A 22,567-nucleotide genomic window follows, 5' to 3' on the forward strand; every position below is an offset into this window, starting at 1 on the left:
GGTGGGAGTACATTCAGCCAGACAGGGGCAGACCGCGCCGCGGGGGATTCGAACCCTCAACCTTCGGCTCCGTAGGCCGACGCTCTATCCAGTTGAGCTAGCAGCGCTCGCGCTCAGCCGCCGCGCCAACCACCGACGCCGCGGCACAACTCTCACTTCATGCCCGGAACTGGATTCGAACCAGCACGAGGTTAACCCTCACCAGGCCCTCAACCTGGCGCGTCTGCCAATTCCGCCACCCGGGCGAATTCAGGGTCCACAAGCCCGGACCCCGGAACCCAACAGGCTACGAGGCCGGCCCGCCGGCGTCAAGAGGAATCGCCGTTTGCTCGCGCGCGGGACCGCCCGACACGAGCGCCGGTTTTGCCGTCCGCGGGTTGCGCGCGCGCGACCCATCCGCTATATTGGGCTCCATGCGAACATTGCTCTGCATATCTGGGGTGCTGATCGTCGTGAGCGTTTGGGGTCCGTGGGCCTGCCAGCGCGCCCAGCGCGAGACGCCCCCACCCGACGCCCGCCGACCCGAAATCAGGTCCGCCACCGAGCTGGCCGCCGAGCGTGAAGCCCGCATCCGCTCCGGCGAGGTCGTGCCGACCAGCGCGCCGGCGCTGTTGTCGCCCGCGCGGGCCATTACGTCGCGGCCCGCGCCACCGCCGCCCCCGCCGCCCAACGCCATCGCGGCCGACATCCTGATCGTCAACAGCACCGTCCTGACCATTCCGGAGATCCTCTATCCGCTGCGGCCGAGCCTCGAGGAAATCCGCCGCACGCGGACGCGCACCGGGTTCATGGACGAGGCCCGCCGGCTCATCCGCCGCCGCGTGCAGGAAGAGATCGGCAGCGTGTTGATCTATGCCGAGGCGGTCGCGAAACTCCAGGACGACCACAAGAAATCGCTGGACGCGTCGGTGGACAAGGAAGTCGCCGGCATGCTGGCGCGCGAGTTCGAGGGCAGCGAGGCCAAGCTCGACGCCCACCTGCGCGAATACGGGCTGACCAGGGAGCAGTTTCGCAGCAACGTCAAGCGCAGTCTCGTCGTCCGGCAGTACACGCGCGAGAAGATGATGCCGCAGGTGCAGATCCGGCGCGATGAGCTGCTGGCCGAGTATCGGCGGAACATTGCGCGGTACAGTACGCCGGCCACGCGCGAGCTGCTGCTGATCGAGTTGCCGTTCGAGCAGTTCCTGCCCGAGGGACTGACTTGGGCCAAGGCGTCGCCGCCGGAAAAGGCCGCCGCCAAGCTGAAGGCGCTGCGGCAGGCACGCGAGGCGCACGCCGCGCTGGCGCAACAGTCGTTCGCGGACGTCGCCCGCGCGTATTCGCTCGGTCTGCACGCGGACACGGGCGGCTCGTGGGGCATGATCAGCCGCCCGCTGCAGGCGCCGTATGACCAGCTCAGCAAGCCGATCTTCGAGTTCAGCTCCGGGCAGGTCAGCGAGCCGATCGAGACCGATACGGGCTGGTACATCGTCGGGTGCGGGGCCATCGAGCCGGAGCAGCAGCGCTCGTTCGCCGAGGTGCAGGACCAGATCCGCGCCCAGTTGATGGAAAAACGCTTCAGCCGGCTGTCTGCCGATTACGTGGTGCGCCTCGCCGAGAAGGCCACGATCACGGCACTGGAGCCGTTCGTCGCCGCGGCCCTGCGCCGCGCCGACCAACTGACCGCCGTCGCGGCGCGCTGACCCCGCGCGCCACGGGTAGCCAATTCGTAGCCGATTCCCTCGTCAGGCAGCCTATTCACACGCAGCACGGACGGACGCGGTGTACAGGTCCGATCTCCACCGGGCGTTCACTTGATGATGACGCGGATGTCCGGCGGCGGCGGCAATTCGATGAAGATGTCGAGCAGCGGCACCGACTCCACCCGGATGGTCACCTCGCCGAGCAGCGCGGCGAACATGAACAGCGGCCAGAATGCCGCCACGACCGCCGCCTGGAACGCGACGGTCACCGCGGCGAATACCGCCGTCATCAACTGGCCCATGATCACAATCATCAAGTGACTGAGCGCCAGCATCGGCACCACCAGGAGCACCTGCAACAGCGGGCCCAGCGCGCGCTGGCTCAGCTTGGCCGTGTCCGCCGGCGCGGTCGGCAACTCCAGCGTCCGCCCCGTCACGGACTCCACCAGGGCGGCCACTTCGGTCGCGGTCTTCTGCAGATCGACCTCCGCTTCGGCCGTCTCAGTGGTCTGCGTCACCGCGTCGTACACCACAACCGTCGCCTGCAGGCGCTGCAACGAGACCTCGTTGTACGTGATGCGTGCGTAGCTACCATCCGGTCCCTCGAGGTACACCGGCCGCCCAAGCTCAAACACGATCAACGCCTCCTGGCCAGCCGCCGTCCGGATCAGGATCGACTCGACCTCGCCCACCGCGCCACCCACGGCGCGCGCGCCGTACACGTAGAAGGCGTCGCCGGCGGCGTTGCGCCCGGCCACCATGAGCGGGTCGCTGGTGTCCTCATTCAGGAACATGCCCGCCGTGTGCGTGTCCAGGCTGTCCCCGTCCGTGTTGTCCGAGCCACCGTCGATGATCGACTGGATCTGGCAGCCGAACGGCGCGATCACGAGGGCAAGCGCGAGCAGCGTGACGAGCCACTCACGCGCCAGTTGGCGAACAAGCCTTCGATCTGACATCATTGTCCTCCTGGCCCGGAGGCCTGGCCTTCCGGCTTCGATTGCACCAGCGTGAACTGCACGCCCTGCGGAACGGTCGCGATCGTCAGCACGGTCTGCGCCGCGTACCGCGTCAGGCGCACGCCGTTCGTCGTGCCCGCATCACCGGCCAAATCCGCCAGCAGCAGCGCGCCCAACTGCACACCGCCCGGCTGGCTGGCAGTCCCGCCCTGCCCGGCCTCGCGCGCCAGCCGGCGATCCACATACCACGTAAACCACGTCTCAGCGGGCACGCACGCCGCGAGGTGCTGCCACGCGGAACATGCGCTCGTCGCCGCCGGCGTTACTGCGCCGCAAGCCGCCTCCACCGCCCCGCCATCTCCGAGATACAGCCGGTCGGCCGTCACGCCCAGCGCCAAGCCCGGCGGCAGCAGCAACTCCGGCAGCGCCAGCAATTCGAACACGCGCCCACCAACCGCCGCACGCCGCTGAAGCAGGTCTTGCGCGGCCAGCTCGCCCAGGAACAGCGTGACCGCCTCCACGTCGCGCTGCCCGACGCCCAGCAGGAACTCCGCGCCACGGGCACCTGCCGGCACCCGCAGGCTCAGCGTCACGGGGCTCTCCAGGTAGTCCAGCAGATCGCGCCGCCAATCGAGCGACTCATCGCCCGGCCGTCGCATCGGCAGCGCAGTCCGAAAACGCTCGGCCACGTCCGGATCGGCGGCACGCAGCAGCGCTTCCACCTCATCCAACACGGCCGGCACACGCACGCTGCAATGCCCGTACAGACACGTGTCACCCGTCAACGTTGGCGCCGGCGGGCCGTTTGTCCGGCTGAGCAGCCCGACCAGCCCCACGCGCGGACCGACCAGCAGCATGTCCGCCTGCCAGTCACACGCCCCTGCGCCCGGTGCGACGCGGCCCACGATGCCGGCGAGCGGCTCCAGGCCCGCGAGCTTGATCTGCCGGGTGAATTCGTCCCGGGCACGACCGGCCAGCGCCGCGCGCGTCCGTTCGAACAGCCGTGGCACGTTGATGAGCACCTCGATCCCCCCGGGCGGCCCAAGCGCCTGTCGCAGCACGTGATGCAACTCGGTGGTCGAGAGCGCCTCGGCGGTCTTCTCGCTCCAGAGCAGCGTGCGGACGCGCTCCGGCGTGTCGGCTACAACCAGCCGCCCGCGCGACAAGCACAGCGCCAAACGCGGTGGAACGCCCTGTCCGGACAGGATGCCGCCCAGCCCGTGTCTCAGCAGCGCGCCGAATGGCTCCGGCAGCGCCGAGCGCTCCGCATCCAGCGCGCTGAATTCGTCGTCTTCGAGCGCCTCCGGCGTGCGCGCGGCTGCCTCCTGGGCCCCCGCAAACACGTCGATGCTGTCCACGCCCGCCATCACCGTTTCGTGCCGTCCCTGCGTCTTCAGCTTGGCAACCAGCGTGTCGTAATACGTCTTCGCCAGGTCCGCGTCACCGATCCCCGCGACCAGGCCCACCTCCGCGTTTCCGGCCCCCGGCGGCGCGACGACGTACAAAGTCAGCGGACCAGCAAGCGGGTTACGTAACTGCTCCGCGGGCACCCCAAGCGTCCGGGCCAGCCGGCCGCGTAGCTCCGCGAGCACCGCCGCCAGCGGATTGAGCGACCACAGCGAATTCGCCGCTGCCGGATCGTTCAGCACTGCCACGGCGGTCGTCTGCCCAAGGTCACCGAGCACGCGTCCGGCGTCAGCGATGCCCACATAAAGTAGCGCGTCCGCCGGCGCAAAGTCCGCCGGCTGCGGGCCGGCCGGTTGCGCGGGCTGCGTTGTCGGTTCCGACGGCGCCGTGGCCGGCGTCTGCGCCATCGCACCCCACGCCGCGCTGAGTAGTACCAGGACCGCAAGGCGGACCGTCATGCGTTGCATTACGTTGCCCTCTCCACCCGGCCGCACACCGTGCCCGCTCGGCACGCGCGCCATGTACGTCCGGCCGGAAGGCATCCTAGAACCAGCCCAAGTGGGCGACAAGTGCGGCCCAGTTCCATGTGCCGGCGTGACCGGTTCAGCGCCCGCCGGTACGATGCGCGGCGGTGCAGGCCGGCGTACTCACCGTCTAACCAACCGGAGGTGCAAGTTATGAGCGAGCCGGAACCGAATCCACCTGTGCGGTACGCGCGCGCCACCGGCGACGGCGGTGGCGACATCGTGCTGTCGCTGGTCTCCGCCGGGTTGTTCCTGTACGTCGGATACGTGCTCCTGGGTGGTACCGGTGATCCCGTGTACGTCGGCTCCATCAAAGCACTCAAATGGGGTGCGTGCGTTGTCGGCGTCGGCATTCTGTTGACCCTGGGCATGACGCTCGCGCGCATCCCCGGTGCAGCGCTGCTCGACGTGGCCATCAGCGCGCTCGCTACCGCACTATGCCTCGTGGTCGGCGTGATCTGGCTTATCTTCAGCGACACCGACGGCATACTTCTGCTGCTGTTCGCCTTGCTCAACGGCGGCGCGACGCGCTCCGCCTGGTATCGCTGGCGCCGGCAGCGACGCCCGTCGGAGAGATGAACCCCATGCCGCGCGATGCCGACCTCGATCCCGAACTCGCCCGCTACAGCCGCCAGCTGCTGTTTGCCCCGCTTGGCGTCGCCGGCCAGCGCCGCCTGCGCCAGGCCACGGTGACGCTCATCGGCTGCGGCGCCCTCGGCTCGGCGCTCGCCAACCTACTCGTCCGCGCCGGCGTCGGCGCGCTCCGCATCGTCGATCGCGATTTCATCGAGCTGAACAACCTCCAGCGCCAGACGCTCTTCGACGAGCACGACATCGCCCAGAATCTGCCCAAGGCCGAGGCCGCCGTCCGCAAGCTCCACAAGATCAACTCCGCGGTCGAGCTCGAGGGCCTCGTATCCGATGTGCACGCCGGCAACATCGCCGACCTGTGCCGCGCTGCGGACCTGATCCTCGACGGGACTGACAACCTGGAGACGCGCTACCTCATCAACGACTTCGCCGTGCGCGCGGATATCCCGTGGGTCTACGGGGCGTGTCTCGCGGCGTCGGGGCTCGTGCTGCCCGTCCGCCCCCATCAGACGCCGTGCCTGCGCTGTCTCTGGGAAAACCCGCCGGCCCCCGGCACCACGCCAACGTGCGACACGGCCGGCATCCTGGCCGCCACCGCGAACATCGTCGCCAGCCTGCAGGCCACAGAAGCCATGAAATTACTGGTCGGCAGCGGGCAACCCCCGATTCGGCCGGCGGATGCAGCACGCAGCGCACCGACCGGCGGCCGCCTGTTCACGATCGACGTGTGGGCCGGCCGCATGCGCACTGTCAATGTGCAGGCTGCATTCGACGAAGGTGATTGCCCGTGCTGTCGGCAGGGCCGCTACGAGTTTCTCAGCGGCGCGCGCACCGCGGCCAGCACCACCCTCTGCGGCCGCGACGCCGTGCAGATCCTCCCCGCAGACACGGGTGGCACGAGCGTCTCGGGTGGTGCAGGAGTCTCGGGTGGTACGGGCGTCTCGCCCGTCGCGGATGCAAAGAAGCTGAGCTTCAAGGCCATCGCCGACCGGCTCCCCCCACGCTCGAACCCCAAGTGGAACGAATTCATGCTGAAGTTCACGGTCGAGGGGTTCGCTGTGACCCTCTTCCCCGACGGCCGCGCGATCATCCAAGGCACCAGTGACCCCGCCATCGCCCGCGGCGTCTACGCGAAATACATCGGCATCTGAGCCCGGCCGTCCACGGCCTGGCTTCGCCAGACCCCAGCCGGCGGCACTCCCCTTGTCACCTTGTCACGTTGTTACCTTGTTGCCTGCTCAGGTTGTTACCACGGAGCGCGTTCAATGCTCGTGCCCCGGCGCGTCATACGCCGGCGCAACCACATAGATGTACCGCATCAACGCCGTCCCCGTGTTGAACACGTTGTGCCGCAGGTCCGGCGGATTGTACGCGTACTGCCCGGCAGTGATCGGGCGGCGACCAGTGCCCTCGGTCTCGACCTCGCCCGCGCCTGCCAGGCAGATGATCAGCTCTTCATAATTGTCCGTGCTGTGCCAGCCGCAGTCCTTCCCCGGCTCGAGCGTCACGAGCCCCGACCGCATGCGCACGCCTTCTTCTTTGCTGAGCAGCCGCGCATATTCGTGCGTCTCCGGCAGCGGACGCACGAACGCCGCGCGCTGCGGCACCGCATGCGCCGCGCCGCCCGCCGTGCAACCTGTGTTCAGCATGATCGCCAAGACTCCACAGATGAAGGAACCAACCACGATCCGGCTCATCCGAACCTCTCCTGCGACCCGGCTGCGCCAGACCGCGCGCCGGCGCCAATACGGCCCCCATTGTTGCCTTCTCACCTTGTTACGTTGCCACGCTGCTGGCCTACGCCGGCTGTGCGATCCTGCCCGGCACTTCGGCTGCAACCACGCCCGCCGCGTCCATCGTCGCGATCCGGCCCTGTTGGATCCGCACCCGCTGGCACATGTAACGCCCCAGCGCCCGCACCGCCTGGTCCGCCGAGCGGAACACCGGCACGCCCGCCGCCCGCAGCGCCCGCACCATCGCCTCGTACAGCGGCCCCGAATCGATGTTCACCACGATCGGCTTCGTCGCCGCCGCAAACAGCTTCGGCAGCCGCGCGACCAGCGACCCCGGCTTGCCGATCTCGTCCGGCGTCGTCAGCATCGCGGGCGTCAGCGGCACGAACGACAAGACCAGCGCGTCGACCTCCGGGCTTTCCAGTATGACCCGCGCCGCATCCTCGTACGCCTCGTCCGTCGCCATCGGCGTCAGGTCCAGCGGGTTCCGCGCGTTCACCAGCTTGTCGAGTTTGTGCGCCGCCAGCACCTTGCCCAATTGCTGCTTGCACGCGTCCGGCAGCATCGCCATCTCGACGTGATAGTCCGCGCCGATCGTGCAGTCCGCCATCCCAACCGTCTCGAACCCGGCGTTGCTCATCGCGCCCAGCCGCAAACCGTGCACCGGCTTGCTGTGCAAGGCCGTCGCCAGGTCGACGAGCTGCTCGAATTCCTTGAACGTCTCCACGACGAGCGCCCCGGCATTCGCCGCCGCCGCCGTGCACACGTCGTAATCGCCCGCCACCGACGCCGTATGTCCGGCGGCGGCGGAGCGTCCAGACGGCGTGCGGCCGGCCTTGTAGAAGACGACGGTCTTGCCCGCCGTCGTCACGCGCCGCACCGCCCGCACGAAGTCCAGCCCGTCGAGATTGGTGAAGCCTTCCGCGTACACGCCGATCACGTCGATGTCGTTGCGGACGCCGACCGCCTGCACCAGGTCCGCCAGGCTCAGGTCGATCTGGTTGCCCAGCGAGATGGTCAACGCCGGGTCGAGCGTCTCCAGGTTGCTCAGCCGGCTGACGATGAACGCCCCGCTCTGCGACACCAGCGCCACGCGCCGCGCCGGCGCGCTCCAGCGCGTGTCGAGCTTGGACTGTGGAATGAAGAACGTGTCGTAGCGCCCCGGCCGCGACTGGATGCCCATGCAGTTCGGGCCCAGGAACACCGGCCCGCCGTCCTTCTGCTCGCGGCCGGTCGCAATCGCCAGGCGAATCTGCTTCTCGATCTCCTCGGAGCCCTCCGTCTCACCGAGCCCGCCCGGGATCGTGATGGCCGCGCCCACCTTGCCGCTCGCCACCACGTCGCGCGTGATCTGCGGCATGCTGGTGGCCGGCGCGGCGATCACCAGCATGTCCACGAATTCCGGCAGGTCCTTGACGGTCGGCACGCAGGCGATGCCGTCGATCTTCTTCTCGTTTTCCTTGATGACATGCAGATGCTTCGTATCGAACCCGCACTGCTTGATGTTGTTGAGGATGATCCGGCCGAAGTTCATTGCCGTACTCGACACGCCCAGCACCGCGATCGCCCGCGGCTCGAGCAGGCGGTGCACCTTCTCGATCGGCCGCGGCAACGGCCGCTTCGCCGCCGTGCCCAGCCGCCCGCGCCCGTCGAGCGGCACCATGCGCTGCTGGCGGAACGCGAACGGGTTCACTTCCAGCTCCGCCACGTCCGGCCCCTCCGCGCCGCGATCGGTGCAGAAGTGCCGCGCCAGCGAGATGAACGCCCGGAAGCACCGCAGCAACTCGCCATCCGAGACGATCCGGTGATGGCCGCGCGCCTGTCCCGCCAGAAAGTCGTACGCCGCGGTCTGCTTGAACAGCTCGAGGAACTCTTCGGCGGACGTGTCCGTCGCGCAGGCCTTCGCCACCGCGATGCCCGGCCGCATCTTCGCCGCGAGATATTCCGTGTCCACGCCGCCCAGCCCGGCCGCGATGACCGGGCCAAACTCGCGCGTCGCCCGCACGCCGACGAACAACTCCTGACCGAACCCCGACCCCGCCCGCTCCACGCACTCCACCACCAGCGTCCCCGCCACCCGCGACGTGGCGGTGTGACGCCCGACCATCCGCTCCATCTCGCGCCGCACGGCGTCATAGTCCTTCGGCACGAATACCACGCCCCCCGCGTCGCTCTTGTGCGTCACGTCCTGCGACACCAGCTTCAACACCACGCGCTCGCCGGGGAAGTGCTCCAGCGCCTCGTGCGAGAGCAGGCTGTCCTTCGGCACGAACACGTACCGCGGCGGCGAGATCGCCCCCAGCAGCTCCACGAGCATGTAGATCTCGTGTTCGTACAGCGGCCGGCGGCCTTCCTCGTAGGCCCGCAACAGCGTCCGCTCGAACGCCGTCGCCTCCGCCCCTGTCAGCCGGTTCTCCACCAGGTCCACGTCGTCGAACTTCGGCGGCATCGGCGGCTCCGGCTGCATCAGCTGTTCGGGCTTCAGGCCGTCGATCCAACTGCGCACCGCCCGCGACGTGCCGCCCCGCTGCAGACCGTCGCGATACGCCGCCGCCGCATTCCGCCCGAGCTGAAACGCGCGGCGGTTGACCTGCACGATCTTCTCGCCCTTGGCCGCGAACATCTCCGCGACCGCGTCTTCCAGCTCGCCCGCGTCCAGTTCCAGGAACAGCGAGCCCGCCCCCAGCGTCACGATGTTCGCGCTCAGCACTGAGCCGGCCGCCTTGGCCAGCCGATCGGCGTCCAGCAGCACGTGCCGCGGAAACGCCGCGATGCGGTCGAGCACCTGCTCGATCGCCGGGTAGTTCTCGATGTTCACGAACGCGTTCGTGCTGACGATCAGTACCCCGTTGTCGCCGAGATACTGCACGTAGCGCAGCGCCTCCAGCGGCTCGACGGAAAAGATGATGTCGGCGTGCCCAACGGGGATCAGGTCGCTGAACAGCTCGTGGTCGGCGATGCGCAGGTGCGACTGCACCGCCCCGCCGCGCTGCGACATGCCGTGCACTTCCGCCTGCCGCAAATGCATGTTCCGCCGCAACGCCGCGATCGAGATGGCGCGGGCGATGCTCAGAATGCCCTGCCCGCCGACACCCGCGAGAATGAGATTCTGTTCCACGGTGGCTTCCTTTGCGAACGGTTCAGCGCCGGGGGCGCGCTGCGGACCGCGTTACCCCGGCGGCGGCTATTGACTGCACGCTGCCGTGGCCGACTTCGCCGCCGGCTCGGCAGCCTTGGCCTTGCGACGATTGTGAATGCACTCCCGCTGCGCCACGATTACAGACAGCCCACGATGGTTGATGGCCTGCGTGATGAGCGCCACATTCTGCTCGTGGTTCTTGCTCAGCGGTTCCAGAACGTGCAAATGCTCCGGCGGCACCGCCAGCCCGCGCAGCAGGTCAATGAGCTGCTGACCGGCCGCCATGGTCTCCTGCCCGCCCGTCATCGCGACGATCGCGTTGTCGAGTATGAACACGGTGATGTCCGCGTTCGCCCGCACCGCGCCGATCAGCGGCGTCATGCCCGAATGCGAAAACGTCGAGTCTCCGATCGTGCACAACACCGGGTACGCCCCGGCCTGCGCAGCCCCATGCGCCATCGCGATCGACGCGCCCATGTCCACGCACGAGTGCACGGCCCGGTACGGCGGCAGCACCCCCAGCGTGTAGCACCCGATGTCGCTGAACAGCTTGGCCCCCGGAAACGCCGCCGTCGCGTCAATAATCGCCTTGAACGTGTCGGCGTGCGGGCAGCCGCGGCACAAAGCCGGCGGGCGGTTCGTCAGGTCGTCCACCGCCGGCGTCGCCGCCACGAACGGCTGACCCAGCGCCGTCGCGACCAGGTCCGGCGTCAATTCGCCGTCCGGCGGCAACGTGCCATCGAGCTTGCCGTGCACGGCCTTGCCCGCCAGACCCAGCAGCCCGGTCAGCCGCTTCTCGATGAAGGGATAGCCTTCCTCGACCACGAAGATCTCGTCGCAGTGATCGACCAGGCTCCGAATCTGCGCCACCGGCAACGGATAGGTCACGACGCGCGCGAGCGAAAAGTCATCGCGCCCCGCGAGCACCTCCCGGACGTAGTTATACGCGATGCCCGACGCCAGAATGCCGCGCCGCCCCGCCAGCTTCAGTTCGTTCTGCGGCCATTTCTCCGACCACTCGCGCAGCACCGGCTGCATCGTCAACAGCCGCCGGAAACGCCGCCGCGCATTCGACGGCACGAGCGTCCAACTGTTCGGGTCCGGGACCGGCAACTGCCCCTCCAGCGGCGGATCCGGCTCGCGCACGCGAACGTTCGCCCGGCTATGCGACAGGCGCGTCACCAACCGGATCAGCACCGGCAGGTTGAACTTCTCGGACAACGCGAATGCCGCACGCGTCAGGTCATACGCCTCCTGCTGATTCGCCGGCTCCAGCACCGGAATCTGCGCGAACTCGCCGTAGTAGCGGCTGTCCTGCTCGTTTTGCGACGAGTGCATCCCCGGGTCATCCGCGACGACCACGACCAGTCCGCCGTTTACGCCGGTCAGCGCCGAGTTAATGAACGGGTCGGCGGCGACGTTCAGGCCAACGTGCTTCATGGAGACAATCGCCCGCCGGCCGGCATAGGACATGCCCAGCGCTTCCTCGTAGGCGACCTTTTCGTTAGCCGACCAGCGCGCCGAAACCTTGCCCTCGGCCCGGGCCGCCTCGGAGATGAACTCGAAGATCTCGGTCGCGGGCGTCCCCGGATAGGAGAACGCTCCGCCAATGTTCGCGTGCAAGGCCGCCAGTCCGACGGCCTCGTCGCCGAGCAGCAACTCTGTCTTCATCGCGTCAGGCTCCCATGGGCCGCCAACCCAGCCGCTGGAGACAGCGAGAGCCGTCGCTCCAGCCGGGGCCGGCACGGTTCGGTGGTTCCCCCAGAGCATACTGCATTTTGCGTGCCGTTAAAACCGGGCGCCTCACTCCCGCCAGCCCGCCGCCCCCAGCAACTTGACAAATCGGCACTTCAATATGTTGTCCGTCACCAAGCCCGCCGCCGTCCGGGTCACCCGCACGAGCATCTGGTCCCCCGTCGGACCGATCGGCACCACCAGCCGCCCACCTTCCGCGAGCTGATCGCAGAGCGGCTGGGGCACCTCGGGCGCTCCCGCCGTCACGATGATCGCCGGATACGGCCCGTGCTCCGGCCAGCCCAGCGAGCCGTCCGCGCAGCGAAACGTGACGTTGCCGATCCCCAGGGCCCCCAGCCGCTCCGCCGCCTGCGTCATCAGCCGCGAGTACCACTCGATGGTGTATACATGCCGCGCCAAACACGTCAGGATCGCCGTCTGGTACCCCGAGCCGGTGCCGATTTCCAGAACCGGCTGGTCCGGCTGGACTTCCAGCAATTCCGTCATCCGCGCGACCATGTACGGCTGCGAGATCGTCTGCTGACAATCGATCGGCAAGGCCCCGTCGCTGTACGCCGCCCCGCGCTGGCCGGCAGGCACGAACAGCTCACGGGGAATGCGGCGCATGGCTTCCAACACCGCCGGCGCACGTATGCCCCGCGCCGCAAGCTGCTCGGCGACCATCTGCGCGCGCTCCGCGGCGCGCTCGGGCTCAATCGGCTGGGCGGGCGTGCTCACCTGCGTTCCTCGCCAGCTATCATCTATCGTATCGCGGACCGGCGACGAAGGGCAGCATGCCCGGAGCGACATCATGAGTGGCACTATCCGCATCGGCACTTCGGGCTGGTCCTACGACGACTGGGTCGGCCCGTTCTATCCACCCGGCACGGCCAAGGGGGAGTATCTCAGCCACTACGCGACCCGGTTCGACACCGTCGAGGTCGATAGCACGTTCTATCGCCCGCCCAGCCCGGCAATGATCAGCGGCTGGGCTCAGCGCACCCCGGCGGAGTTCGCCTTCGCCCTCAAGACACCGCGCGTCATTACGCACGACCAGATGCTGCAGGACTGCGACGCGGAGATGGAGTCACTGCTGGAGTCGTTGCAGCCGCTCGGCAAGCGCCTCAAGGTGCTCCTGCTGCAATTCGGCTACTTCAACCGCGCCACCTTCGCCAGCTCAACGCCGTTCTTCCAGCGCCTCGACACGTTCCTCGGCCGCTACGCCGCGCGCGTGCCGCTGGCCTGCGAGATTCGCAACAACAACTGGCTGACGCCGGAGTACTTCGACCTGCTGCGCGGCCATCGGGTCACGGCCGCCCTAGTCGAACACGCCTGGCTCCCGCCCATCGACCGCCTGTGTGCGGAACACGACGTGCACACCGGCCCGTTCGCATACGTGCGTCTGATCGGCGACCGCGCGGGCATCGAAAGAACCACGCAGAAATGGGACCAAACGGTCGTGGATCGCAGCGCCGACCTGCGCCGAGTCGCGCGCGCCCTGCGCCAGATCGCCCAAAGTGCCGACGTCCTCGTCTTCATCAACAACCATTACGCCGGCCACGGCCCCGCAACCTGCCGCGACCTCCGCACCGCGCTGGACAAAGCGTAGCCGGCACGGCACGTGGGGCGGAGAAAGGGATCCATATTCCACCGCGCCCACCCGTTCGTGCCGGCGCGTTACTACCGGTATAATGAACGACTCGAAGTATATGGCCGCACTGCGAAACGAGCGGGCATGGACCAGACGCGTATCCGCAACTTCTCGATCATCGCCCACATCGACCACGGCAAGAGCACCCTGGCCGATCGGCTCCTCCAGATCTCGGGTGCCATCTCCGAGCGCGAGCTCAAGGAGCAGGTGCTCGACGACATGGACCTCGAACGCGAACGCGGCATCACCATCAAGGCCTCCGCCGTCACCCTCGACATGGACGTCGACGGCGAAACCTACATGTTCAACCTGATCGACACGCCCGGCCACGTCGACTTCCACTATGAGGTCGACCGCGCGCTGGCCGCCTGCGACGGCGCGCTGCTCGTCGTCGACGCCACCCAGGGCGTCCAGGCCCAGACCGTCGCCAACGCCTACGCCGCCGTCGGCAACGACCTCGAGATCATCCCCGTCATCAACAAGGTCGATCTCGCCAGCGCCACGCCCGAGGACGCCGCCCTCGAAGTCGAGCACGTCCTCGGCATCAGCGCCGACAACGTGCAGTTCGTCTCCGCCAAGAGCGGCCTCGGCGTCCAGGAGCTGATCCGCGCGATCGTGAGGTACCTGCCCCCGCCCAAAGGCGACCCCGCCGCCCCGCTCCAGGCACTGATCTTCGACTCCGAATACAACGACTATCGCGGCGTCATCTGCTACGTCCGCGTGATGAACGGCACGCTGCGCAAAGGCCAGAAAGCCCTGCTCATGGGCCGTCAGCGGACCTACCTCATCACCGAGCTCGGCAAGTTCCGCCCGCACATGACGCCCTGCGAGCAGCTCGCCGCCGGCGAAACCGGCTACATGGTCGCCAGCATCAAGAGCCTGCACGATGTGACCGTCGGCGACACGATCACCGACGCCACGCACCCCGCCGCGCAGGCCCTGCCCGGCTACCAGCCGCCGCAGCACATGGTCTTCTGCGACTTCTACCCGTCGAGCGGCGAGACCTTCGACGCCCTGCGCGAAGCGCTGGAGAAGCTCAGCCTCAACGACGCCTCATTCAGTTTCCAGCCCCAGCACAGCGACGCCCTCGGCCCCGGCTACCGCTGCGGCTTCCTCGGCCTGCTGCACATGGACATCGTCCAGGAGCGGCTCGAACGCGAGTGCGGCGTCAGCGTCGTCCAGACCGCCCCCAGCGTCACCTACGAGGTCCTGCTCCGCGACGGCTCCCTCAAGCGCGTCGAGTCCGCCGGCGACCTGCCCGACATGGGCCACATCGAGGAGCTGCGCGAGCCGATCATCGAGCTCCAGGTCATCACGCCCGCCGACTCCATCGGCAACATCATGCAGCTCGCCGAGCAACGCCGCGGCGAATACAAGAAAACCGAGTACATCTCCACGCAGCGCGTGCTGCTGACGTACGAATTCCCGTTCAACGAGATCCTGTACGACTTCTACGACAAGCTGAAGAGCGTCACCCGTGGCTACGGCACGATGGACTATCACGTCATCGGCTACCGTGCCGGCGACCTCGTGAAACTCGACATCCTCGTCAACGGCGTGCCGGTCGATGCCCTCTCGCTGATCTGCCACCGCACGAAGGCCGAAGCCCGCGGCCGGCGGTTCCTCATCAAGCTCCGCCGGGAGATCGACCGCCACCAGTTCGAGATCGCGCTGCAGGCGGCGATCGGGACGAAGGTCATCGCCCGCGAGACGATCAAGCCGTTCCGCAAGAACGTGACGGCCAAGTGCTACGGCGGCGACGTGACGCGCAAGCGGAAGCTGCTGGAAAAGCAGAAAGAAGGCAAGAAGCGGATGAAGACGATCGGGCGGGTCGACATTCCGCAAAAGGCGTTCATGACGGTGCTGGAGCCGGAAGATTAGGAAGGCATGGAGGCACACGGTGGGCACCGCCCACCACCGTCGCCAAGGTCACGCGGAGGAAAGCGACGCAGCGACGCAGACAGGGCCCCGAGCGCCAGCGAGCAGATCCGCGCAGCGCGCTACGTGCCAGTGCCCTTGAGCAGTGACACACCGCCTCGATCCCCAATCCCTTGCGCCCTCGATCCCCCGCCCCGTTGCTCAGGGAGCGGCAATCCGGGCTTCGAAGTCCGCCTTCAGCACCGGATCGGCCAGGATTTCGTTGACCCGCACGGCCAGCGCCTGCCCGTACGCCAGGCCCAGCCGGCGTTCCTCCTCCGTCGTCGTCCCCATCAGCGTGGCCAGGAAATCGGCCTGCACGTCGCCCGCCGGACCGGCGATGTTCTTGTCGATCTGCACGCTGCCAACCAGCTTCGACAGGCGGTTGTACTTCACGATGCGTTCGTCGAGCAGCGCCGGCCGCTGGGCGGGCGGCGTCGCGTCATAGGACCGGATGTCGTCCATCACCAGCGGCTTCAGCGCGGCGAAGAGGTTCTCACGGAACGCCTTCTGCTCCTCGGGGCTCGACACGCGATACTCGGCCGCGAAACGCTCGCGAAAGCGCGCATCACGCACCAGCCGCTGCACCTGCTCGGCCAGCACCGCCTCCGCCCGCGCCCGGTCCAGCCGCGGCAGGCCCTGCTTATGCATGATGAACTGCGCCACCGCGTCCGCCGGAGTATCCTTGCCCGGCACGGACGGCACCAGCAGCACCTGCGTCACCAGCAGCCACACCAGCCCCAGCCCCACCACCGGCGCGACGCAGGCCAGCACCAGCATCAGGCTGCGCACACGGTACAATGGCTTGATCGACGCGGTGAGCACGGTGGCTTCTCACAGGCTCAACGGGGCATAGCTTCCCCGGCACCGCGAACCAGCGTACGCGAAGGATTCGGCCTCGTACAGACCCGCACCATGCCGGCATTTGTCCTGCTTGAACACAGCGTCCGCCGGGCGGATTACGCTCCGCCGGATGTGCACTGGGACCTGCTGCTCGACGCCCCTGAGTGGGAGCGGCTGCCGACGTGGCGGCTGGCGCGAAACCCGCTGGTGAGCGCGGGTGACATTCCGGCGGAGCGGATCAAGGACCATCGCCGGCTGTACCTGGATTTCGAAGGCGAAGTGAGCGACGGGCGCGGGCTGGTGCGGCGGATCGAGCGCGGGCCGGCGACGATCGAGCGGCTGACCGGCGAACGGCTGGCGGTGGTGCTGGAGGGAGCCGCGCTGCGCGGGCGCTTCGAGACGGTGCGCGACGCCAACGGCGCGCTCATCTGGCGGCGCCGCGGTGACGCGCCGTGAGGCTGTGCACTCGACCGCGCGCCAGCTTCGGCGTATAAGGGCCGTCTTACGATCCGTTCATCCAAGGAGAACCACGCGTGCCGGGCAAGACCTACCAGAAATTCATCGCACAGGTGCGCGAGATTCAGACCGCGACATCCATCGAGGCGCTGCTCGACTGGGACCAGGAAACGCACATGCCGCCCAAGGGCATTACCGCGCGCGCGGCCGCGTTGGCGCTGGTCGCGGGGCTGGGGCACGAGAAGCTGCTGGACCGCAAGTTCGCGCGCCTGCTGGACAAGGTGGAACAGGCGCAGGCGGCGGACCCGGTCGAGGCGACAAACGTGCGCGAAGTGCGCCGCAACTACCAGCGCCGCAGCAAGCTCTCAACCGCGCTGGTGCAGGAGCTGGCGCGCACCGTCGCCGTCGCCAAGGCGGAATGGGCGCAGGCGCGCGCCGCGTCCGACTTCGGGCGCTTCGCGCCGCACCTGGAGAAGCTGCTCGAGCTGAAGCGCGAGGTGGCCGAGCGCATCGGTTATGACACGGAGCCGTACGATGCGCTCATGGACGAGTACGAGCCCGGCGCCCGCGCCGCCGCCGTGCAGCAGGTCTTCGACGCGGTGAAGGCCGAGCTGGTCCCGCTGGTGCAGGCGTTGCGGAGCGCGCCGCGGCAGCCCGACACGACGATCCTGGAACGCCCCTGCCCGGTGCCCGCGCAGGCGGCGTTCGGCCGGCGTGTGGCCGAGGCCATGGGCTTCGATTTTGAGGCCGGGCGGATGGATACCTCGGTGCACCCGTTCTGCACGAGCATGTCCCCGCTCGACGTGCGCATCACGACGCGCTACGACGAGCACTTCCTGCCGATGTCGCTGTTCGGCATCATGCACGAGACGGGCCACGCGCTGTACGAGCAGGGTCTGCCCGCGGAGCACGCCGGCACGCCCGCGGGGACGTCGGTTTCGCTGGGCGTGCACGAATCGCAGTCGCGGCTGTGGGAGAACTTCGTCGGGCGCGGCCGCGCGTTCTGGCAACACTGGTTCGGTCCCTTGCAGGCGGCGTTCCCGAGCCTGGCGGACGTGTCACTCGACGCCTGGTATCACGCGATCAACGTCGTGCGGCCGTCGCTGATCCGCGTCGAGGCCGACGAGCTGACGTACGGCCTGCACATCATGCTGCGGTTCGATCTCGAGCGCCGGCTGCTCGGTGGCACGCTGCCGGTGGCGCAGTTGCCCGCGGCGTGGAACGCAGGCATGCAGCAACTGCTCGGCGTCGCGCCGCCGGATGACGCGCGCGGCTGCCTGCAGGACATTCACTGGAGCCTGGGGATCTTCGGGTACTTCCCGACCTACGCGCTGGGCAACCTGTACGCGGCACAGTTCTGGGCGACGCTCCGTACGGCGCTGCCCGACCTGGACGACCGGCTGGCGCGGGGCGACCTGCGCACGCTGCTCGACTGGCTGCGCCAGAACATCCATCGCCACGGGCAGCGTTATCGGCCCGGCGAGCTGGTCGAGGTCGTGACCGGCCGGCCGCTCTCGCACCTGCCGTACATCGAATACCTGCACGCCAAGTACAAGCCACTGTATGGGCTGTAGAGCGCGAGCCGCTACGGCGTTGGCTCGCGATACGGCCGCTGCTGCTCATAGAGCTGCAGGCGCGCGTCCAACGCTTCTACCTGCGCGGCCGCATTCGCGGACCGTGCCAGACTCAGCGCCTGCCGGGCCGCGCGGACGGCGTCCTCGAAACGCCCGACCTCGGCATACGCCGCCGCCAGCGCATCGAGCGTCGGCAGCGGCGGCGTGCCGGCATACGCCGCGGCCTGCTCCGCCGCCTCAAGCGCCTGCGCACCGTTTCGCACGGCATCGTCCGGCGCGGTTGCCAGCAGCCAGGCGAGTGCAGTAAGCACGCTCACGTTGTTGTTGGCTTGCTGTCGCGCCTGGCGGAGCACCCGCAGGGCATCGGCCCAGCGACCCTGCTTGCCCAGCGCGCGGGCCAGATTGCAGCTCGCGTCGGACAGGGTGGGATCGTGCCGCAGGGCCTCCTGAAACGCCGTGATCGCCCGCGCGAGGTCACCGAGCCTGGCATGCGCGACCCCCAGATTCTGCAGGGCCTGGGCGTGCTCCGGCTGTTCGCGCAGCACCGCCTCGAAGGCGCTGATGGCATCCTGAACCAGGCCCTGGCGCAGCCGGACCACACCCAAGTCGTAGTGGACGGCCGGATCCGGCCGCAGCTCCAGGGCGATGCGCAGGTGCTCGGCGGCCGGCGCGAACTGGTTCACGCCGGCGAGGAGCCGCCCGGTGGCCAACTGCGTATCCGCATCACGCGGGTGAAGCTGCAGCGCCACGCGGAGCTGCGCCAAAGCGTCGTTGGGACGGCCGGTCGCAGCGAGAAACTGGGCATATTCACGACGGGCGGGCACGCTATCGGGATGCTCGGCCACCGCCTGCGCGTACTGTGCGTCCGCCTCCTGAATCTCGTTCAGGCCCACCAGCGTCTGCGCCACCGCCAGTTGCCGGTGCATACTGTGCGGATCCAACTGGAGCGCGGCGCGAAATTCGGCCAGCGCCGCGCGCAGGTCGCCGGGGCCGCGCGGCGGCAAGGTCGCGTACGCCCGCGCGCGCAGATAGTGCCCCTCGACTTCCTCCTGCCGGCGGAACGCGCCGCGCGAGGGCGGCGTCAGGGCCAGCAACACGGCACAGACCACGGCGAGTGCCGCATAGATGCCGGCCGGCTTGAACTCACGCCGCCGCACCCAGTCGACCAGTTGGCAGGCGCCGGCCGCGGCAAGGATTACGAGGACCGGCACGGCCGGCAGGCGGAAACGCGCGGGGCAGAAGAACGCCACAACCGTGGCCATGTAGAGCACGAGAAACGCCAGCGGGAGGAACCACGCGCGGTCACGCCGGCCAAGCAGCATGGCCGCCGGCAGCGCCAGACACGCCACGGGCGCAAAGCCGATCCAGAACAGGAACGAGATCGGCGCCTGGCGGGCGAGGAACCAGATGGACTGATTGTTGGGTATTTCGATCGGGCTCCAGAACAGGCCCAGCTTGCGGAACATGTGGCGCAGCCAGGCCCCGGGCTCCGCGCGCACCCACGCCCAGGCCTGCTCGTACCAGTAGTCGGACACTTCGCCGTCGGTGAGTTTTCGGCCCAGCGCGGTCTCGGGAATCTGGCGGAGATCGACCAGCCACTCGTCCCACGTCGGGCGCAGGCTGGGCGCGGCGGCCAGATAGCCGGTCGATTCGGGGTTGTTGCCGATGTAGAAGTTGATTCCGCCGGCCGACGCGATCAGCACGGCCTCGCCGCCGACGAAGTAGTTGCGCAGCGTGACGGGCAGCACCACGATGACCAGGCCGGCCGCGGCGAGGGCCGCGCCGCGCAGGCGCTGCCCGACGCGGCTGCGGGCCGGTGCGGCCAGCCATGACCAGATCACGATGGCAGGCGCCAGCACAAGTACGTTCGGGCGCGTGATGGCGGACAGGCCCCACAGTATGCCCGCCAGCAGGTAGAGCGCCAGCGAATCCCGGCGCCCGGCGGCCAGCAGCGCCCACAGCAGCGCGACGTTGAGAAACACTTCGAGTCCGGCGGTCAGCAGCTCGGCATCGAAGTAGATCGCGGGCCAATACAGCGCGAAGATGCCGCCCGCGATGAGGCCGACGCGGAACCCGCCGAGCGCGACCCCCAGGCGCGCGACGAGGTAGCAGCTCAGTGCTCCCAGCAAACCGCCCGCCAGGCGCGCCGCGAGCACGCTCGGGCCGGTGACCACGTAGAGCAGGCCCAGCAGGTAGTAGTACAGCGGGGCCCGCAGGTATGGCCGGTCGCCCATGCCGGTGCCGGCCGCGATGCGCTGCGCCCACTCGTGGTGGACGAGCCCGTCCATCTGGGGATAGCCAAAGACCGGATTGTTCCGATATTGTCCCCAGAGGTAGCCCCCGCGCAGCAGCAGGGCGAGCAGCAGGACCAGGCCGAGGAGCAGATGTTGCCCACGCGTGAGCCGCCGAACGCCGGCCACACCGACCGGACGGGGCACCACGGCCAGCGCTCTGGCCGGCGCACCCGGCGACGCCTGCCGGGGACGCTTGCGATCGGCGGGGCGGCGGTCTCTGCCCATACGGACACGCACTCCGGCAGTTCGGGCACACGGCGTCGGCCCGATGTCACACACGCCGGCCGCGGGCACAACGCCCGCGCGCCGCGGGCCAGTATGATATCGACTGCGGCGGCCGCACGCTTCTGCCTCGCCGGCAGCGCGCTATTGTCGCTCATGATGGCGGGCGGCTGCCCCGTGGTCAGCGACGGCCGCGCTCTGGTGCGTAGCGCGCGCGACCAGCAGGCCGCCATCGCGGCGGCTGCGCCCGCGCTCTCGGGCGAGTGCGACCGCGGGCTGCAGGCGCTCAGCGCCTGGGATGCGCTGCCGTGCCTCGGCACGCGGACCTACACCCAGTTCTCCAGCCACAATCGCAACCCAGGCACCGCGGACTTCGAGCCCGGCGAAAAGGACTTCAACAACTTCATCGCGCTGTCCGGCCCCGATCAGCCGTTGCTCCTGGGACACGTGGACGGCCCGGATCCCGACGGCGGCACGCTCGGCGGGTACGTGCTCGCCGCCGTCGATGACGGCCCGGGCTACGTCGCGCGGATGTTCTTCACGCGCTTCGGCCCGACCGACCTGTTCCGCCAGCAGGGGTTCTTCGCCTCGCCAGACCTGGGGCGCTTCGAGAACGAAGTCCTGCGCGTCTACGTCGACGATCTGGACGCGCCCACCCTCGTCATCCCGCTGACCGACTTGGGCACCGCTGCCCCGTTCACACCGCCGCTCGCCGGCCGGACCGCGGCGGCGGTCACGAGTTACGTGCCGATCAGCTTTGGCCAGCGCCTGCGCGTCGTCCTGGACGGGCTAAACCCGCTGAGCGGGTATTTCTATCACATCGGCGTGCAGCGCATCGACGCGCCCACGCGCGCGTACTCGCCGCGGCTGGCGGAAGATCCGGATTATGCCGCGGCGGTGAGCCTGTGGCGACGCTTCGGCGGCAACCCGAACGCCGTCGGCGAATTCCTGGTGGAAGCCGAGGCATTCGAGATCGCCCCGCGTTCCTCCGCGACGATTTGCACTGACGACACGGGGGGCACACTCACGCTGTTGCGGTTCATGGCGAGTGCGCGCCAGCCCGAACTTCTGCATGCCCAGCGACTCCAGGTGTTCTATGATCGCGCCGCGACGCCGGCGATCGACGTGCCGCTGGACGCCTTCTTCGGGTGCGAGGCGGCACTGGCCTCGTTCCGCACGCTGGCCCTGCGCGTCGAGGTCACAGACGAGCGCTTCGACGCCGCCTGCTTTCTGCCGATGCCGTACGCCAGCCGGGTGCGGATCGCCCTGCTGAACGGCGGCGCCCATCCATTCGCCGTGCGGGCCAGCGTGGCCGTGAACCGAGCGTTGCCGGCCGAGCCGTGGGGCTATCTGCACGCGCATCACCACGCAGTCGAGGGCGCGCAGGCGGCGGGTTCGCAGCATGAGGTCGCCAACCTCGTGGGGCGCGGACGGTACATCGGCACATGTCTCGCCGCCGCCGGCCTGAGCGATCCTCGTCCGGGTCAGCCCCGTGCCGTGCTTAACATCCTGGAGGGAAACGAGTTGGGGATCATCGACGGAGAAGTGCGTCTGCGTGGCACCGGCACGGAAGACTACTACAACGGCGGGTTCTACTTCGCGACCGGGCCGTACAGCCGGCCATTATCCGCGGCGAACCACGTGCGGGGTGAGTTCGCCGTCGAACCCGGCGAAGTGTCCTGCTCCCGCTGGCACCTGCTGGGCGACGCGCTCGACTTCCAGCAGTCGTTTCTGCTGTCCTTCCAATACGCGGCCGACAACCCCGCACTGGTGGTGCGCTATGCGACGGTGGCGTACTACTATCTCGATCGACCCGCCCCGCGGTAGGGGCGGCGGCACGGACG

General features: G+C 68.6%; 16 protein-coding genes and 2 tRNA genes. 8 read left to right on the plus strand and 10 right to left on the minus strand.

What is annotated here, in order from left to right:
• Nucleotides 1-33 precede the first annotated feature (33 nt).
• Together KA383_13665 and KA383_13670 are read right to left on the minus strand one after the other, a co-directional pair.
• A tRNA-Arg gene (locus tag KA383_13665) sits at nt 34-107 on the minus strand.
• Between the two features lie 53 nt (nt 108-160).
• Nucleotides 161-245 (minus strand) — tRNA-Leu (locus KA383_13670).
• Nucleotides 246-413: 168 nt separating this feature from the next.
• Here KA383_13670 and KA383_13675 point away from each other — a divergent pair.
• Nucleotides 414-1,682, plus strand: a complete 1,269-nt coding sequence (locus tag KA383_13675) for a peptidyl-prolyl cis-trans isomerase (GenBank protein MBP7747165.1) — start codon at nt 414-416, stop codon at nt 1,680-1,682.
• Between the two features lie 107 nt (nt 1,683-1,789).
• Here KA383_13675 and KA383_13680 read toward each other — a convergent pair whose 3' ends face one another.
• Entirely contained in the window at nt 1,790-2,638 is an 849-nt protein-coding gene (locus KA383_13680) for a hypothetical protein (GenBank protein ID MBP7747166.1), read from the minus strand.
• The gene (locus KA383_13685) at nt 2,638-4,512 is read right to left on the minus strand and encodes a hypothetical protein (GenBank protein MBP7747167.1); all 1,875 of its coding nucleotides are present in this window, start codon (nt 4,510-4,512) and stop codon (nt 2,638-2,640) included. Before KA383_13685 ends, KA383_13680 begins: the two co-directional genes overlap by 1 nt.
• Nucleotides 4,513-4,722: 210 nt before the next feature.
• On the opposite strand from KA383_13685, the gene KA383_13690 reads away from it, so the two are divergent.
• Together KA383_13690 and KA383_13695 are read left to right on the plus strand one after the other, a co-directional pair.
• The gene (locus KA383_13690) at nt 4,723-5,148 is read left to right on the plus strand and encodes a hypothetical protein (GenBank protein ID MBP7747168.1); all 426 of its coding nucleotides are present in this window, start codon (nt 4,723-4,725) and stop codon (nt 5,146-5,148) included.
• Between the two features lie 5 nt (nt 5,149-5,153).
• A complete protein-coding gene (locus tag KA383_13695) occupies nt 5,154-6,311 on the plus strand; it encodes a ThiF family adenylyltransferase (GenBank protein ID MBP7747169.1) in 1,158 nt (385 codons plus the stop codon).
• A 111-nt stretch (nt 6,312-6,422) separates the two neighbouring features.
• Here KA383_13695 and KA383_13700 read toward each other — a convergent pair whose 3' ends face one another.
• From KA383_13700 to KA383_13715, 4 genes are all read right to left on the minus strand, one after another.
• Nucleotides 6,423-6,857 (minus strand): cupin domain-containing protein, encoded by a 435-nt coding sequence (locus KA383_13700; protein ID MBP7747170.1) that lies wholly within the window; start codon nt 6,855-6,857, stop codon nt 6,423-6,425.
• 100 nt (nt 6,858-6,957) lie between these two features.
• Complete coding sequence (locus tag KA383_13705; protein ID MBP7747171.1) at nt 6,958-10,011, minus strand: indolepyruvate oxidoreductase subunit beta; 3,054 nt, start codon at nt 10,009-10,011, stop codon at nt 6,958-6,960.
• Nucleotides 10,012-10,077: 66 nt separating this feature from the next.
• The gene (locus tag KA383_13710; protein ID MBP7747172.1) at nt 10,078-11,703 is read right to left on the minus strand and encodes an indolepyruvate ferredoxin oxidoreductase; all 1,626 of its coding nucleotides are present in this window, start codon (nt 11,701-11,703) and stop codon (nt 10,078-10,080) included.
• Nucleotides 11,704-11,835: 132 nt separating this feature from the next.
• Nucleotides 11,836-12,576: a protein-L-isoaspartate(D-aspartate) O-methyltransferase gene (locus KA383_13715; protein MBP7747173.1), complete on the minus strand. Its 741-nt coding sequence runs from the start codon at nt 12,574-12,576 to the stop codon at nt 11,836-11,838.
• A gap of 1 nt (nt 12,577) precedes the next feature.
• Here KA383_13715 and KA383_13720 point away from each other — a divergent pair, with 1 nt between their 5' ends.
• Nucleotides 12,578-13,375, plus strand: a complete 798-nt coding sequence (locus tag KA383_13720; protein ID MBP7747174.1) for a DUF72 domain-containing protein — start codon at nt 12,578-12,580, stop codon at nt 13,373-13,375.
• A gap of 126 nt (nt 13,376-13,501) precedes the next feature.
• Nucleotides 13,502-15,298: a translation elongation factor 4 gene (gene lepA / locus KA383_13725; protein MBP7747175.1), complete on the plus strand. Its 1,797-nt coding sequence runs from the start codon at nt 13,502-13,504 to the stop codon at nt 15,296-15,298.
• 198 nt (nt 15,299-15,496) lie between these two features.
• Here lepA and KA383_13730 read toward each other — a convergent pair whose 3' ends face one another.
• Nucleotides 15,497-16,159 (minus strand): hypothetical protein, encoded by a 663-nt coding sequence (locus KA383_13730; GenBank protein MBP7747176.1) that lies wholly within the window; start codon nt 16,157-16,159, stop codon nt 15,497-15,499.
• Nucleotides 16,160-16,249: 90 nt separating this feature from the next.
• Here KA383_13730 and KA383_13735 point away from each other — a divergent pair, with 90 nt between their 5' ends.
• Together KA383_13735 and KA383_13740 are read left to right on the plus strand one after the other, a co-directional pair.
• Nucleotides 16,250-16,633, plus strand: coding sequence for a hypothetical protein (locus KA383_13735; protein ID MBP7747177.1), 384 nt, complete (start codon nt 16,250-16,252; stop codon nt 16,631-16,633).
• Between the two features lie 104 nt (nt 16,634-16,737).
• Nucleotides 16,738-18,207 (plus strand): carboxypeptidase M32, encoded by a 1,470-nt coding sequence (locus KA383_13740; protein MBP7747178.1) that lies wholly within the window; start codon nt 16,738-16,740, stop codon nt 18,205-18,207.
• Between the two features lie 11 nt (nt 18,208-18,218).
• Here KA383_13740 and KA383_13745 read toward each other — a convergent pair whose 3' ends face one another.
• Entirely contained in the window at nt 18,219-20,648 is a 2,430-nt protein-coding gene (locus KA383_13745; protein ID MBP7747179.1) for a tetratricopeptide repeat protein, read from the minus strand.
• A 171-nt stretch (nt 20,649-20,819) separates the two neighbouring features.
• On the opposite strand from KA383_13745, the gene KA383_13750 reads away from it, so the two are divergent.
• Nucleotides 20,820-22,550, plus strand: coding sequence for a DUF2961 domain-containing protein (locus KA383_13750; GenBank protein ID MBP7747180.1), 1,731 nt, complete (start codon nt 20,820-20,822; stop codon nt 22,548-22,550).
• The last annotated feature ends 17 nt before the right edge of the window (nt 22,551-22,567 follow it).

Source organism: Phycisphaerae bacterium, assembly GCA_017999985.1.
Lineage (GTDB): Bacteria > Planctomycetota > Phycisphaerae > UBA1845 > Fen-1342 > JAGNKU01.

Excerpts from the sequence above, each read along its gene's own strand:
- KA383_13710 (MBP7747172.1), bottom strand. The coding sequence starts at position 11,703 with ATGAAGACAGAGTTGCTGCTCGGCGACGAGGCCGTCGGACTGGCGGCC.
- KA383_13685 (MBP7747167.1), bottom strand. The coding sequence starts at position 4,512 with ATGCAACGCATGACGGTCCGCCTTGCGGTCCTGGTACTACTCAGCGCG.
- KA383_13750 (MBP7747180.1), top strand. The coding sequence starts at position 20,820 with ATGATATCGACTGCGGCGGCCGCACGCTTCTGCCTCGCCGGCAGCGCG.
- KA383_13715 (MBP7747173.1), bottom strand. The coding sequence starts at position 12,576 with ATGTCGCTCCGGGCATGCTGCCCTTCGTCGCCGGTCCGCGATACGATA.
- KA383_13675 (MBP7747165.1), top strand. The coding sequence starts at position 414 with ATGCGAACATTGCTCTGCATATCTGGGGTGCTGATCGTCGTGAGCGTT.
- KA383_13695 (MBP7747169.1), top strand. The coding sequence starts at position 5,154 with ATGCCGCGCGATGCCGACCTCGATCCCGAACTCGCCCGCTACAGCCGC.
- KA383_13720 (MBP7747174.1), top strand. The coding sequence starts at position 12,578 with ATGAGTGGCACTATCCGCATCGGCACTTCGGGCTGGTCCTACGACGAC.
- lepA (MBP7747175.1), top strand. The coding sequence starts at position 13,502 with ATGGACCAGACGCGTATCCGCAACTTCTCGATCATCGCCCACATCGAC.
- KA383_13680 (MBP7747166.1), bottom strand. The coding sequence starts at position 2,638 with ATGTCAGATCGAAGGCTTGTTCGCCAACTGGCGCGTGAGTGGCTCGTC.
- KA383_13735 (MBP7747177.1), top strand. The coding sequence starts at position 16,250 with ATGCCGGCATTTGTCCTGCTTGAACACAGCGTCCGCCGGGCGGATTAC.
- KA383_13690 (MBP7747168.1), top strand. The coding sequence starts at position 4,723 with ATGAGCGAGCCGGAACCGAATCCACCTGTGCGGTACGCGCGCGCCACC.
- KA383_13700 (MBP7747170.1), bottom strand. The coding sequence starts at position 6,857 with ATGAGCCGGATCGTGGTTGGTTCCTTCATCTGTGGAGTCTTGGCGATC.